This is a genomic window from Azospirillum melinis, assembly GCF_013340935.1.
GTDB classification, from domain to species: domain Bacteria; phylum Pseudomonadota; class Alphaproteobacteria; order Azospirillales; family Azospirillaceae; genus Azospirillum; species Azospirillum melinis.
The window spans coordinates 1-13781 of the sequence record NZ_WHOS01000001.1; the positions used below are offsets into that span (position 1 = coordinate 1).

Consider the following 13781-nt stretch of genomic DNA (forward strand, 5'->3'; position numbering starts at 1 on the left):
CGGGTCCGGGACCCTGCATGGCGGGTAGTTTGACTGGGGCGGTCGCCTCCCAAAGTGTAACGGAGGCGCGCGATGGTGGGCTCAGAGCGGTCGGAAATCGCTCGTCGAGTGCAATGGCATAAGCCCGCCTGACTGCAAGACTGACAAGTCGAGCAGAGACGAAAGTCGGCCATAGTGATCCGGTGGCTCCACGTGGACGGGCCATCGCTCAACGGATAAAAGGTACGCCGGGGATAACAGGCTGATGACTCCCAAGAGTCCATATCGACGGAGTCGTTTGGCACCTCGATGTCGGCTCATCACATCCTGGGGCTGGAGCAGGTCCCAAGGGTTCGGCTGTTCGCCGATTAAAGTGGTACGTGAGCTGGGTTTAGAACGTCGTGAGACAGTTCGGTCCCTATCTGCCGTGGGTGTCGGAGTTTTGCGAGGATCTGTCCCTAGTACGAGAGGACCGGGATGGACATACCTCTGGTGCACCGGTTGTCACGCCAGTGGCATGGCCGGGTAGCTAAGTATGGACGGGATAACCGCTGAAAGCATCTAAGCGGGAAACCCACCTCTAAACCAGAGCTCCCTTGAGAGCCGTGACAGACCATCACGTCGATAGGAGGCATGTGGACGGGCGGCAACGCCTGAAGCTAAGCCTTACTAATCGCTCGATCGGCTTGATCTCGACCCCACAAACCGCGCCATGCGCAGCAGCAAGCCTGCTCACAAAGCAGCAGCTTGACCAGCGCATCGCCGTTCGATACATCCTCGACATCACTTGCACTGAACAAGCATTTAGCACTTTGGGTAACAGCGTCGGTCTTGTGCCTCGGTGACCTGGTGGTCATGGCGAGGTGTCAAACACCCGATCCCATCCCGAACTCGGCCGTGAAAAGCCTCCGCGCCAATGGTACTGCGTCTTAAGACGTGGGAGAGTAGGTCGCCGCCAGGTCGCTCAGGCACAAGAGACGCTCAATAGCCAAAGCGCAAATGCTTGCATCTTCACGACGTCCGTCACCCGACGATGATACATCCGCGGGGTGGAGCAGCCCGGTAGCTCGTCAGGCTCATAACCTGAAGGCCGCAGGTTCAAATCCTGCCCCCGCAACCACTGACACTTGACGCCCCGGTTCGAAAGAGCCGGGGCGTTCGTGCGTCTGGGCCTTGCGGATCTCAGCGGCGCCCTCGCAGACCGTCAGCACGCCGGCCAGCTCACCGTGCAGGTCGCCGCCCATCCCGCAGGCGGCCAGTTGTGCGCCTCGCCCTGGCAGTCCCGGCACCAGGCGTAAAGCGCGTCATAGGCGATCATGCCGTGGCGCAGCATCTCGTGATCGTCCGTGAAGATGGCGGAGACCCGAAGTCCCGCTCCAGCGCGGCGGCGAGGTCGCCGCCGGCGTCACCGGAGCCGCCGAGGCTGTCGAAATACACCTCATGCAGGATCATCGATTTGGCGGCGATCAGTTCCTCGCGCTTCAGGCCGTTGATGGCAAAGGTCGGTGCCGCGCTCCAGTCGAGCCGGGCGAGGTCGGCTTCGATGGCATTCAGGCGACGGATGGCGCCGCCGTAGTTGTTCTCGTAATGGCTGGCGAGCAGGCGCTCGGAGAGGCCGTTCAGCCGCGGCGGCTTGAGCGGCAGCGGTGCGACCTCGTACGGCATGGTACACCTTCTGTTCGATAACCGGACAGTTCGGACTCGAAATGGACCGTATGCCCGAGAGGGAAATGATACAAGTGTTGCGTTGTTGGTATGCCTGAGATACAAGTGGCCAATGAGCGACATGCGCACCACCTCGGAGTCTCGATACGTTTGGCTGCTGCTGGCCCACCAGCTTCCGCCGAAGCCCGCCTACTTCCGCGTCAAGGTATGGCGCCGCCTCCAGGGCTTGGGGGCGGTGGCGATCAAGAACTCGCTCTACGCGCTGCCCGCCGGCGAGCAGGCCCAGGAGGACTTCCAATGGCTGCTGCGCGAGATCAACGAGGGCGGCGGCGAAGCGGTGGTCTTCGAAGCGCGCTTCGTCGACGGCCTGACGGATCAGGAGGTCCGGGCGCTGTTCGACAAGGCCCGTGACGCCGACTACGAAGCGCTCGCCATCGATGCCCGGGGGGTGGCGGAGGTGGTTGCCGGGGAGCCGGAGCTGTGGTGTGCGCGCGGCAGCGAGCTCCGGGGGCAGGTCACCCGCCTGCGGCGGCGCTTGGCGGAGATCGTCGCCATCGACTTCTTCGGCGCCGACGGGCGGGAGCCGGTGGAGGGGCTGCTCACAGGGATCGAGGCCCGGCTCGCCGAGGCCGAGCGTGGCCCGGACCAGGGGGAGACAACCATGGGAACCAAGCACGTCACTGACGTGAAAGGCCGGACCTGGGTGACGCGCCGGGGCGTGCAGGTGGACCGCATCGCCTCGGCTTGGCTGATCCGCCGCTTCATCGATCCGGAGGCCCGCTTCAAGTTCGTTCCCGACAAGGGCTACGTCCCGGAGCCCGACGAACTGCGCTTCGACATGTTCGAGGCCGAGTTCACCCACGAGGGCGACCACTGCACCTTCGAGGTGCTGCTGGCGAAGCTCGTGCCGCCGGACCGGGCGCTCCAGGCGATCGCCGAGATCGTCCACGACATCGACTTGAAAGACGCCAAGTTCCAGCGCGAGGAGGCGGCCGGCATCCGCACGCTGCTCGCCGGTATCGCTGCGGCGACAGACGATGACACCCGCCGGCTGGAGCGCGGGACCGCCGTCTTCGAAGATCTCTACGAATATTTCCGCAAAAAGCGCGACTGAGGAGCAAGCCGATGACCGAGGCGGACGCCGCCGTGGATACACTCGTATCCACGACGAAGGACGGCACGCATGGGGTGAGCCTTGGTGAGGCGACCCGGGTGTGGGCGCGTATCGCCGCGCTCAGCTTCGGCGGCCCGGCCGGACAGATCGCGGTCATGCACCGCATCCTGGTCGAGGAGAAGCGCTGGATCGGCGAGACGCGGTTCCTGCACGCGCTGAACTACTGCATGCTGCTGCCGGGACCGGAAGCCCAGCAGCTGGCCATCTACATCGGCTGGCTGATGCACCGGACGGTCGGCGGCCTGATCGCCGGCATCCTGTTCGTGCTGCCGGGCCTGGTCGCCATCATGGCGCTGAGCCTGATCTACGCCGCCTTCGGCAACGTCGGGCTGGTGCAGGGGCTGTTCTTCGGCCTGAAGGCGGCGGTGCTCGCCATCGTGCTCGAGGCGGTGGTGCGCATCGGCAAGCGGGCGCTGAAGAACCGGGTGATGCTCGGGATCGCCACGGCGTCGTTTGTGGCGATCTTCGCCTTCGACGTGCCGTTCCCCGTCATCATCCTGGCGGCGGGCCTGATCGGCTTCATCGGCGGGCGCCTGGGACGCCAGGCGTTCATGGTCGGCGGTGGGCACGGAGCGTCCAAGGGGAAGACCCTGGCGGATGCCGACAGCCTGCTGGGCGACGGCACGCCGGCCCACGCGCGGCCGACGCTCGGCTGGTCGCTGCGGGTGAGCGGTGTCTGCCTGGCGCTGTGGCTCGGGCCTGTGGCGGCGCTGCTGCTGGTGCTCGGCCCGGACGACATCTTCAGCCAGATCGTGGTCTTCTTCTCGAAGATGGCGATGGTCACCTTCGGCGGCGCCTATGCCGTGCTCGCCTACGTGGCGCAGCAGGCGGTGGACCATTATGGCTGGCTCCAGCCCGGCGAGATGCTGGACGGGCTCGGCATGGCCGAAACCACTCCTGGGCCACTGATCATGGTCACCCAGTTCGTCGGCTTCATGGGCGCCTTCCGCGCGCCGGGCACGCTGCCGCCGCTGTTGGCCGGCACGCTGGGCGGGCTGCTGACCACCTGGGTCACCTTTGTGCCTTGCTTCCTGTGGATCTTCCTCGGCGCGCCCTTCGTGGAAGCGCTGCGCGGCAACAAGGCGCTCGGCGGTGCCCTGTCGGCGATCACCGCCGCGGTGGTCGGGGTCGTGCTGAATCTGGCGGTCTGGTTTGCCCTGCACGTGCTGTTCGGGCGGCTGGAACCGGTGCGCCTCCTCGGAGCCACCCTCGAGATCCCGGTGCTGAGCACGGTGAACTTCCCCTCGCTGGTCCTGACCGCCGGCGCCATGCTGGCGGTGTTCCGCTTCAAGGTCGGGATGATTCCGGTGCTCCTCGCCTGTTCGGCGGCCGGTCTCCTCCTGCACGCCGCCGGTCTGGCGGGCTAGCGGGATGACGGCCAGCGTCCCCACCGGACGGTTTGCGCTGCTGCCGGCCGGCACCGCGCCGGAGGCGACGCTGCTGCTGGGCGCACGGGCGCTGCGGGCCTTCGGCGACGGGCTGATCAGCCTGCTGCTGCCGGTCCACCTCGCCCGGCTCGGCTTCGGCCCGGTCGCGATCGGCGCCCTGGCAACGGCGACCCTCGCCGGCTCGGCGGCCTTGACCTTGACGGTCGGGCTCGCCGCCCATCGCTTGCCCAAGGGGCGCACGCCGTTGCTCGCCGCCGCCGTGCTGATGGTCGCGACCGGGCTCGCGTTCCCTCTGGCGCGGCAGTTCTGGCCGCTGATGCTGATCGCGTTCGTCGGGACGATCAACCCGTCGTCGGGCGACGTCAGCGTCTTCCTGCCGCTCGAGCAGGCACAGCTGAGCGAGACGGTCCCGAACCGCGGGCGCACCGCCCTGTTCGCCCGCTACAGCCTGATCGGCTCGCTGGCCGCCGCCGTCGGCTCCCTGTGCGCCGGTGCGCCCGAACTGCTCGCCGGCGCGACGGGCATCGACGCGGACATGGCGATCGACGGTGCGTTCCTGCTCTACGCGCTGCTGGGCCTGGCGTCGCTGCTGCTCTACCGGCGCCTGCCGGACAGCCGGGCGAATGCCCTGAGCGTCCCGGCCGAGCCGCTGCGGCGGTCGCGCGGCATCGTGCTGCGCTTGGCCGCGCTGTTCTCGCTCGACGCCTTCGCCGGCGGGCTGGTCGTCCAATCGCTGCTGGCACTCTGGCTGTTCGAGCGGTTCGGCCTGTCGCTGGCGACGACCGGGGTGATCTTCTTCTGGACTGGCCTGTTGGCGGCCGTCTCCTATCTGGTGGCGGAGCGGATCGCGGCGCGGATCGGGCTGATCAACACCATGGTGTTCACCCACCTGCCGGCGAATGTCTGCTTGGTGCTGGTGCCTTTCGCGCCCGATTTGACGACGGCAATCGCTCTGCTGCTGGTGCGCAGCCTGCTCTCGCAGATGGACGTGCCCACGCGCACCTCCTACGTCATGGCCGTGGTGACGCCGGGCGAGCGGGCGGCCGCCGCGAGCATGACGGCGGTGCCGCGCAGCCTCGCTTCGGCTCTGGGACCGCTCCTGGCAGGCCAACTGTTGGCGGTGTCCGGGTTCGGCTGGCCGCTCGTGCTCGCGGGCGCGCTGAAGATCGTCTACGATCTCACGCTGCTCGGCATGTTCCGACATGTTCACCCGCCGGAGGAGGTCGGCCTTCAAGGCGCGGCGGCGTGTACCGGCGGTCAAGCGGGTGCGACCGGCCGGGACAGCCCAATGTCATCCTCCGGTGTCGACCTCCGGCGTTGACGGGCCAATGGCGTAAGATGCGGGAAACTGCTCGAATGATCTCGACGTTTTGCGTTCAGATTGCGAGATTTCTCAACTCGAAGCGAACCCCTCCACATGCGATGCTCCAAATGCAAGGCGATGACAGTTATCCTGCCGCATTGTGAGCACTGATCAGAACCGGTCTGCAGGTGAGGCCAAATGCCAGTGATGGAACTGCGCCTACAGGCTCGTCATGCGCAAGCGCAGCGCGTTGCCGATGACCGACACCGAACTCAACGCCATGGCGGTGGCCGCGATGATCGGGCTCAGCGTCCAGCCGAAAATGGGATAGAAGATACCAGCCGCCACCGGCACCCCGAGCGCGTTGTAGACGAAGGCGAGGAAGAGGTTCTGGCGGATGTTGCCCATGGTGGCACGGCTCAGCACCCGGGCCCGGGCGATGCCGGCAAGGTCGCCCTTCACCAGCGTCACGCCGGCGCTCTGGATCGCCACCTCGGTCCCGGTGCCCATGGCGACCCCGACGTCCGCTTCGGCGAGTGCGGGGGCATCGTTGACGCCGTCGCCGGCCATGGCGACCACGCGGCCCTCCGCCTTCAGCTTCCGCACGATCTGATGCTTCTGGTCGGGCAGAACTTCTGCCTCGACCTCGTCGATGCCGAGGCGCCGCGCCACAGCCTCCGCGGTGGTCCGGTTGTCGCCGGTCAGCATGACGATCCGCACGCCATCGGCGCGCAGCGTCTCCAGTGCATGCGGCGTGCTCGCCTTGATCGGATCGGCAACGGCGATCACGCCGCCGGGGCGGTCGTCCACCGCGGCGAACAGCGCCGTCGCCCCCTCCCGCCGCAGCTTGTCGGCGCGTGCATCCAGGTCGCCCGCATCCAATTCGCCCAGGACCACGCCCCGGTCCCGCATCATCGCCGCATTGCCGAGCAGGACCTCGCGGCCACCAACCCTCCCGACCACGCCCTTGCCGGTTACCGAGCCGAAGTCGGTGACCTCCTGCAACGGCAGCCCCCGCTCCCTGGCGGATGCGACGATGGCAGTTGCCAGGGGATGTTCACTTGACCGCTCCAGGCTGGCTGCCAGGGACAGAAGCTCCGCCTCGTCGATACCAGCCGCCGGGACGACTGCGGTCACCCGCGGCTTTCCCTCGGTCAGGGTGCCGGTCTTGTCCACCACCAGCGTGTCGACCTTCTCGAACCGCTCCAGGCTCGCCGCGTCCTTGATCAGCACGCCGGCCGTCGCCCCCTTTCCCACCCCGACCATGATCGACATCGGCGTCGCCAGCCCCAGGGCACAGGGGCACGCGATGATGAGCACCGAGACCGCCGCGATCAGCGCATAGGCGAAGGCGGGGGCCGGCCCCCAGACCATCCAGCCGGCGAAGGCGAGGAGGGCGGCCAGGATGACCGCCGGGACGAAGTAGCCGGACACCACATCGGCCATGCGCTGGATGGGCGCGCGCGATCGCTGCGCCTCGGCCACCATGGTCACGATGCGCGACAGCATGGTGTCGGAGCCGACCTTCTCGGCCCGCATCACCAAGGCACCGGTCTGGTTCACGGTGCCGCCGATTACCTTGGCGCCGGGCTCCTTCTCCACCGGCATGCTCTCGCCGGTGACCATCGACTCGTCCACGGCGCTGCGACCATCGAGCACCTCTCCGTCGACCGGCACCCCGTCGCCGGGGCGGACGCGCAGCCGGTCGCCGACCCGGATCTGGTCGAGGGAGACCTCCTCATCCTCACCGCTCTCCTTGATGCGGCGGGCCGTCTTGGGCGCCAGGTTCAGCAGCGCCCGGATGGCACCGCCGGTCTGTTCGCGGGCGCGCAGTTCCAGCACCTGGCCGAGCAGCACCAGCACGGTGATGACGGCGGCGGCCTCGTAATAGACGGCCACCACCCCGTCCATGCCGCGGAAGCTCGCCGGGAAGAGACCGGGCAGGAAGGTCGCGGCCAAGCTGAAGAGGTAGGCAACGCCTATCCCGAGCGCGATCAGGCTGAACATGTTCAGGCTGCGCCGCCGGAATGATTGCCAGCCGCGCTCCAGCAACGGCCAGCCGGCCCACAGCACGACCGGCGTCGCCAGGAGAAACTGAATCCAAATCGAGGTACGCGGCGGTATCAGGTCATGAAGGCCAAGGGCCGGAATGTGGCTGCCCATCTCCAGGACCAGCAGCGGCACGCTGAGCACCAGGCCGATCCGGAAGCGCCGGGTCATATCGACGAGTTCCGGGTTCGGCCCCTCTTCGAGGCTGGCCCCCACCGGTTCCAGGGCCATGCCGCAGATCGGGCAGTTGCCCGGCCCCTCCTGACGGATTTCCGGGTGCATCGGGCAGGTGTAGATGACCCCCTTCCGGGGCGAGGCTTGCCCGGCCTGCTCCGGTGCCGCGGGTTTGGCTTCCGGCTTCAGGTATTGCTCGGGGGCGGCGACGAACTTGTCATGGCAGCGCGCCGAGCAGAAGTGGAAGCTGTGCCCATCATGCTCCGCGTGGTGCGCGGTCCGCTCCGGGTCGACCATCATGCCACAGACAGGGTCTTTGACCGTCGTGTGGTCATCGGATCCTGCGTGATGATGCTGACCATGATGGTCATGTCCGTGCTGATGGCCATGTCCATGGTGCAGGTCGTTCATGTTCGCGTCTCCCTTCGCAGGCCCGGCGTCGGTACTCCAGGTGTTGCGCGGCGCCACATGGGTTTGGAGTGTGGCGGTGACCGTGAATCCATGCTCCACCTTCCAACGACTGGAAGGTCAATCCCGGTGTGCAGGCTGAGGACTTCCTCTCATCAAGTCTTCGACCGCTCGCTCATGGCGATCAGCGAGGCCGCCGCCAGCATGGCGGGTTTCTTCCCGGCGCTCATCGCGCGTGTCCTCGCTCGGGGTGGCATGAGGCGGTGATCCTCATGCCACCCCTGGGGTCTCAGTGGCCCGCGTGGCCCACGTCAAAGCGGGCCTGAACCGGCTTCTGGCCGGGCATGGTCAGGGCGGTGACAACCTTCACGCTGTCGTGGGACTCGCCCAGGTTGGCCTTTCCTTTGAGCGCATTGGCGCCTGCCGGTTCCAGCGCGACCTTCTGGGTCTGCTTGTTGGCCAGGATGGTGGCTTCGGCCTTGGCGCCGGTCACGTCGACCGGCTTGTCCGCGCCATTGGTCACGTACAGGACGACGTCGTTGCCCTGGAGCACGAGCTCGGCATGATACGGGCCGGCGTCGGTGCGGGGACCGCCATGGGTGCCGGTCTTGGCACCGTCGGCGAAGGCCGCCGCCGGGGCGGCGACCAGGGCGGCGGCGACGAGGAGGGTCGAGAACTTCACGATAGGCTTTCCTTCTGGATTGGACACGGGTGAACAGGGGGATCAGTAGGCTTCGGCCGGACGCAGCGAGCCGGCTTGGGCGTCGACCAGATGCCTGAGCGGCTTCTCGCCGAGCCTGAGGAAGAGGACGGGGGTCAGGACCGTGTCGAGCAGGGTGGCGCTGACCAGGCCGCCGAAGATGGTGACGGCGACCGGGTGGAGGATCTCCTTGCCCGGAGCGTCGGCGCCGATCATCAGCGGCACCAGGGCGACGCCGGCCGACAGGGCCGTCATCAGCACCGGGGTCAGCCGCTCCTGGCTGCCGCGGATCACCATGGTCTTGCCGAAGCTTTCGCCCTCGTGCAGGACGAGGTTGATGTAATGGCTGACCTTCAGGATGCCGTTGCGTGTGCTGATGCCGGTCAGGGTGATGAAACCGATCATCGAGGCGACCGACAGCGGCTGTCCGGCGATCCACAGGGCGGCGACGCTGCCGATCAGGGCCAGCGGCACGTTGCCCATGATGATCAGGGTCAGCACCGCGGAGCGGTAGCGGCTGTAGAGCACCAGGAAGATCATCGCCAGCGACACCATCGACAGCGCCGCGATGGTCTTCGATGCTTCCTCCTGTGCCTGGAATGTGCCTTCCAGGCTGGTGAAGTAGCCGGGCGGCAGCGACGAGCGGCCGACCACGTCACGGATGCTCGCGACGATCTGCGCCATGTCCGTCTTGCCGTCGCTGTTGCCGAGGATGACGATGCGGCGCTTGCCGTTCTCCCGCAGGATCTGGTTCGGACCGTCGGTCTCATCGACACTGGCGAACAGGCTGAGCGGCACCCGGCCCGCTGGAGTCTCGACCAGCAGGTTCGCCAAGCCGCTGGTGGTGCGGTCCTCGTCGGACAGCCGCAGCACGACGTCGAAGCGCCGGGTGCCGTCGACGATCTCCGACACCACCCGCCCGTTGGACAGGCTCTCCAGCGCGTCCGTCGCCATCGCCGGGGTGACGCCGTAGAGGGAAGCCCGCTCATAGTCGATCACGACCTGCACCTGCGGGATGCGGACCTGCTTCTCGATCTGCAGGTCGACCAGCCCAGGGATCGACGTCAGCGTCTGCTGCAGCTGCCCGGCCAGGCTGCGCAGGGTGTCCAGATCCTCGCCATAGATTTTCAGGGCGATCTGGGCGCGGACGTCGGACAGCATGTGGTCGAGCCGGTGCGAGATCGGCTGGCCGATGTTGACCGACACCGGCAGCGCCGCCAGCCGTGCCCGCACATCAGCCAGCACCGCGGAGCGACTGCGCGCGGACGGCACCAGATCGACGTCGATCTCGCTGGAATGGACGCCTTCCGCGTGCTCGTCGAGCTCGGCACGGCCGGTGCGGCGGCCGACCGACGCCACCTCCGGCACCTGCATGATCAGCCTCTCGGCCGCGAGACCGACACGGTTCGACTCGGCGAGCGAGATGCCAGGGTTGAGCACCATGGAGATGGTCAGCGTACCCTCGTTGAAGGGCGGCAGGAAGGCGCGTGGCAGGCTCGGCACCGTGGCCGCGGCGATCACCACGGCGGCTCCCACCACGGTGAAGAGCGTACCGGGATTGCCGAACGCCCAACCCAGCAGCCGGGCGTTGCCGGCCTTCAGCTGCCGCACCAGCCAGCTGTCATGCTCGTCGAGCCGCTTCAACTTGGGCAGCAGGTAGTAGGACAGCACCGGCGTGACGGTGATGGCGGTGAGCAGGCTGGCGAGGATGGAGACGATGTAGGCCACGCCCAGCGGCGCGAACAGCCGTCCCTCGATGCCGGACAGGGCGAACAGCGGCACGAACACCAGGATGATGATTATCGTGGCGTAGACGATACCGGAGCGCACCTCCTGCGAGGCCGCTGCCACCACCTCCAGGACCGGCCGCGGGTTGATCGCCCGGCGGTTCTCGCCGAGGCGGCGGTAGATGTTCTCCACATCGACGACGGCATCGTCGACCAGTTCGCCGATGGCGATGGCGAGGCCGCCCAGCGTCATGGTGTTGATCGACATGCCGAACGCCTTGAACACCAGCACGGTGATCAGGATCGAGATCGGAATGGCGGTCAGCGAGATCAGCGTCGTGCGGACGTTGAGCAGGAACAGGAACAGGATGACGGCGACCACCACCACCGCCTCCTGCAGCACCGTCATGACGTTGTGGATCGAGCTGTCGATGAAGTTGGCCTGCTTGAACAGGATCTCGTTCGCCTTCACCCCCTTCGGCAGGAACTGAGCCAGATCGGCCAGGGCCTTCTCGACGTCGGCGGTCAGCGTCGTCGTGTCGCTGCCCGGCTGCTTCTGCACGGACAGGATGACGGCCGGCTTGCCGTCGACGCCGGCGTCACCGCGCTTCACACGGGCGGCGAAATCGACATCGGCCACCTGCCGCAGATGGATGGGCTGGCCAGCCTTGTAGGCCACCACCAAGTTGCGGAGATCCTCCAGCCGGGTCGTCCGGCCGATGTTGCGGATCAGGTACTCTTCGCTGTGCTGGTCGATGAAGCCGCCGCCGGTGTTCGCCGAGAACTGCCGGAGCGCCTTCACAAGCTCGTCGGTGGTGATCTCCAGGTCGTGCAGGCGCGCCGGATCAGGAGCGATGCGGTACTGACGGATCTCCCCGCCGATGGGAATGACCTGACTGACGCCGGGGATGGCGAGCAGGCGGGGCCGGACCACCCAATCGGCGAGTTCGCGGACATCCATCGGCCCGACGCCGGTTCCCGGTTCGGCGGACATGGCGAGCAGCATGATCTCGCCCATGATGGAGGAGATCGGCCCCATCTGCGGCCGGACGTTCGGCGGCAGCTGGCCCTGGACGATGGCCAGACGCTCGGCGACCTGCTGGCGGTTGCGGTAGATGTCGGTGCCCCAGTCGAACTCGACGAAGACGATGGACAGGCCGACACCGGAGACCGAGCGCACGCGGGTGATGCCCGGCATGCCGTTCATCGACGTCTCGAGCGGGAAGGTGACCAGCTGTTCGACCTCCTCGGGCGCCAGCCCCTCGGCCTCGGTCATCAGCGTGACCGTGGGCTTGTTGAGATCGGGGAAGACGTCGACCGGCAGTCCCTTGAGGACGAAGGAGCCGTAGACGACCAGCAGCACGGCGGCGGCCAGTACGAACAGGCGGTTGCGCAGGCTGGTGTTGACGAGGACGTTGAACATGGCCGCCTCAACGGACCTGATTCAGCAGGCCGGCGCCGTCGGTCACGATGCGGGCCTCGGGCTCGATGCCCGCCAGGACCAGCACCGTGCCGCCATCGACCGGCTGCGTGCGCACGGGCCGGGCGACGAAACGCTGCGGCGACTCGTGCTGCCAGACGATCGGCTGACCGCCGGCGCCGCGCACCACGCTGTGGCGGGGCAGCACAATGCCCGACGCGGTGCCCTGCATCTGGGCGACGAGCCGGACCGGCTGGCCGACGCCGAGCCCCGCCGGCAGATTGCCGATCCGGAAGAGCAGCGGGATCGCCTGCTGGCGCAGCGCCAGGCTGGAGCCGAGGAGCTCCAGGGACAGGCTGGTGCCGTCGGCGGTCGTCGCCGTGGCTGCCTTGATGGCATTCGCCACCCGGGGATCGAAGGCAACCGCTTCGACCATCAGCCGCGACGGGTCGACGATCTCGAACAGGACCTGATCGCGGGCCTCGATGACCTGACCGGCCTTGACGTTGTTGGCGGTGACGACCCCAGCGATGGGAGCGCGCAAGGCTTCCTTGGTGGTCAGGGTCGGCGACAGGGCGGCGCGGCGCTTGCGCAGGCCGTTCAGGTTGGCTTCCGCTTCCTCGATGTCCCGTTGGGGCACGCTGCCTTCCAGCTTCCGCAGGCGCCGCACCCGCGACTCGGTGATGACGAGCTCCTGCTCGACCGTGGCGATCTGCTGCTGGATGCCGCTGCGGTCCACCACATTCACGGCAGGCGTGATGGCGGCCAGGATTTGCCCGGCCTCGACCCGCTGGCCGATATAGGGCAGCCCCTTCTCGCCCGGCTCGATGCGGCCGCTCTGGGTCGCCTGGACATGACCGCCGCCGTTCGGGTCGGCGATGACCTGGCCGATCAGTTGCACCGTCTGCGCCGCCTGCTGCGTCTTGGCGACCGTGGTGCGCACCGACAGCAGACGCTGCGACGTCTTGGGCACGTACAGGCTGCCGTCGGGCAGCCTGCGCGGGCTCTCCGCTGCGCCGGTCACCGCCATCGGCGCCGCCGCTGCTCCTGGAGTCTTGTCCTTCGCCTCATCGCCATGGCTGTGATCCTCGCCGCCATGGGCGAAAGCGGCGCCGCTGGCCAGCAGCAGGCCGAAGCCGATCAGGGCCGCTCCGGCAACCGTGCGCGCCCGGCCTCGCTGGGTCAGCGCCACCGTGGTCAGCACACCGAGCAGGAAGACCATGACGGCTCCCAACATCAGGCTCGGGTCATGCCGCACTTGGCCGAGGATGGCGGACACGCCGCCCCCGCCACTGGACTCGGCAGGTTGGGCGGTTGCCGGGATGTCCAGCGTGCCGATCAGCAGGTCGGCGGCATCGGCCGCCGTCACCGACACGGTCAACTCGTGCGGACCCGGCTTCGACACCCAGGCGGCGTCGAGGCGGTAGATGCCCTCCTCCCCGGAAACGGGGGAGGCGGTCACGGCTTCCCCGTCGGCGGTGACCTCGACGGTCGCGCCGGTCACCGGCTCGTTGCTGGCGAAGCGGTCCAGGGTGATCAGCAGGCTTTTGCCCTGGACGACCGCCACCAGTTCGAAGTCCGACGAGGACGTCTCCATCGTCGGGGTCGTGGTGGCGACGACCGGCTTGGGAGCGTCGCCGTGCTCATGCCCTTCATGAGCCAGCGTCGGAAGGGCGACCGGCGCGGCAAGGCTCGCGGCGATCGAGGCCGCGGCAAGAAGGCGTCGGTGGATCATGGAAGAACTCCGAGAGACTGGTTCAAACGGGCGCGCGCGGCGCCGACCGGCCGGGGACC

General features: G+C 67.6%; 8 protein-coding genes, 1 tRNA gene and 2 rRNA genes. 6 read left to right on the forward strand and 5 right to left on the reverse strand.

Going from position 1 to position 13781, the window contains the following annotated elements:
* The 3 genes from GBZ48_RS00005 to GBZ48_RS00015 all read left to right on the forward strand — a co-directional run.
* Positions 1–673: ribosomal RNA gene (locus tag GBZ48_RS00005) — 23S ribosomal RNA — on the forward strand; the annotation flags it as partial.
* A 151-nt stretch (positions 674–824) separates the two neighbouring features.
* Positions 825–940 (forward strand): 5S ribosomal RNA (rrf, locus tag GBZ48_RS00010).
* A gap of 82 nt (positions 941–1022) precedes the next feature.
* Positions 1023–1099, forward strand: a tRNA-Met gene (locus tag GBZ48_RS00015).
* A gap of 194 nt (positions 1100–1293) precedes the next feature.
* Here the strand turns inward: GBZ48_RS00015 and GBZ48_RS00020 are convergent.
* Positions 1294–1644: a hypothetical protein gene (locus GBZ48_RS00020; protein ID WP_209798175.1), complete on the reverse strand. Its 351-nt coding sequence runs from the start codon at positions 1642–1644 to the stop codon at positions 1294–1296.
* Positions 1645–1756: 112 nt separating this feature from the next.
* Between GBZ48_RS00020 and GBZ48_RS00025 the strand changes: the two genes are divergently transcribed.
* From GBZ48_RS00025 to GBZ48_RS00035, 3 genes are read left to right on the forward strand one after another with little or no spacing between them, the layout of a single operon-like run.
* On the forward strand, positions 1757–2758 hold the full coding sequence (locus GBZ48_RS00025) for a chromate resistance protein ChrB domain-containing protein (RefSeq protein ID WP_174469101.1): 1002 nt from the start codon (positions 1757–1759) through the stop codon (positions 2756–2758).
* Positions 2759–2769: 11 nt separating this feature from the next.
* On the forward strand, positions 2770–4185 hold the full coding sequence (gene chrA, locus GBZ48_RS00030) for a chromate efflux transporter (protein WP_174469102.1): 1416 nt from the start codon (positions 2770–2772) through the stop codon (positions 4183–4185).
* Between the two features lie 4 nt (positions 4186–4189).
* Complete coding sequence (locus tag GBZ48_RS00035; RefSeq protein WP_174469103.1) at positions 4190–5527, forward strand: MFS transporter; 1338 nt, start codon at positions 4190–4192, stop codon at positions 5525–5527.
* A 201-nt stretch (positions 5528–5728) separates the two neighbouring features.
* On the opposite strand, the gene GBZ48_RS00040 is transcribed toward GBZ48_RS00035, so the two are convergent.
* From GBZ48_RS00040 to GBZ48_RS00055, 4 genes are all read right to left on the reverse strand, one after another.
* On the reverse strand, positions 5729–8143 hold the full coding sequence (locus GBZ48_RS00040; RefSeq protein ID WP_174469104.1) for a heavy metal translocating P-type ATPase: 2415 nt from the start codon (positions 8141–8143) through the stop codon (positions 5729–5731).
* Between the two features lie 286 nt (positions 8144–8429).
* On the reverse strand, positions 8430–8822 hold the full coding sequence (locus GBZ48_RS00045; RefSeq protein ID WP_174469105.1) for a hypothetical protein: 393 nt from the start codon (positions 8820–8822) through the stop codon (positions 8430–8432).
* Between the two features lie 42 nt (positions 8823–8864).
* Positions 8865–11990: an efflux RND transporter permease subunit gene (locus tag GBZ48_RS00050; RefSeq protein ID WP_174469106.1), complete on the reverse strand. Its 3126-nt coding sequence runs from the start codon at positions 11988–11990 to the stop codon at positions 8865–8867.
* A gap of 7 nt (positions 11991–11997) precedes the next feature.
* Positions 11998–13722: an HlyD family efflux transporter periplasmic adaptor subunit gene (locus GBZ48_RS00055; RefSeq protein WP_174469107.1), complete on the reverse strand. Its 1725-nt coding sequence runs from the start codon at positions 13720–13722 to the stop codon at positions 11998–12000.
* Between the last annotated feature and the right edge of the window lie 59 nt (positions 13723–13781).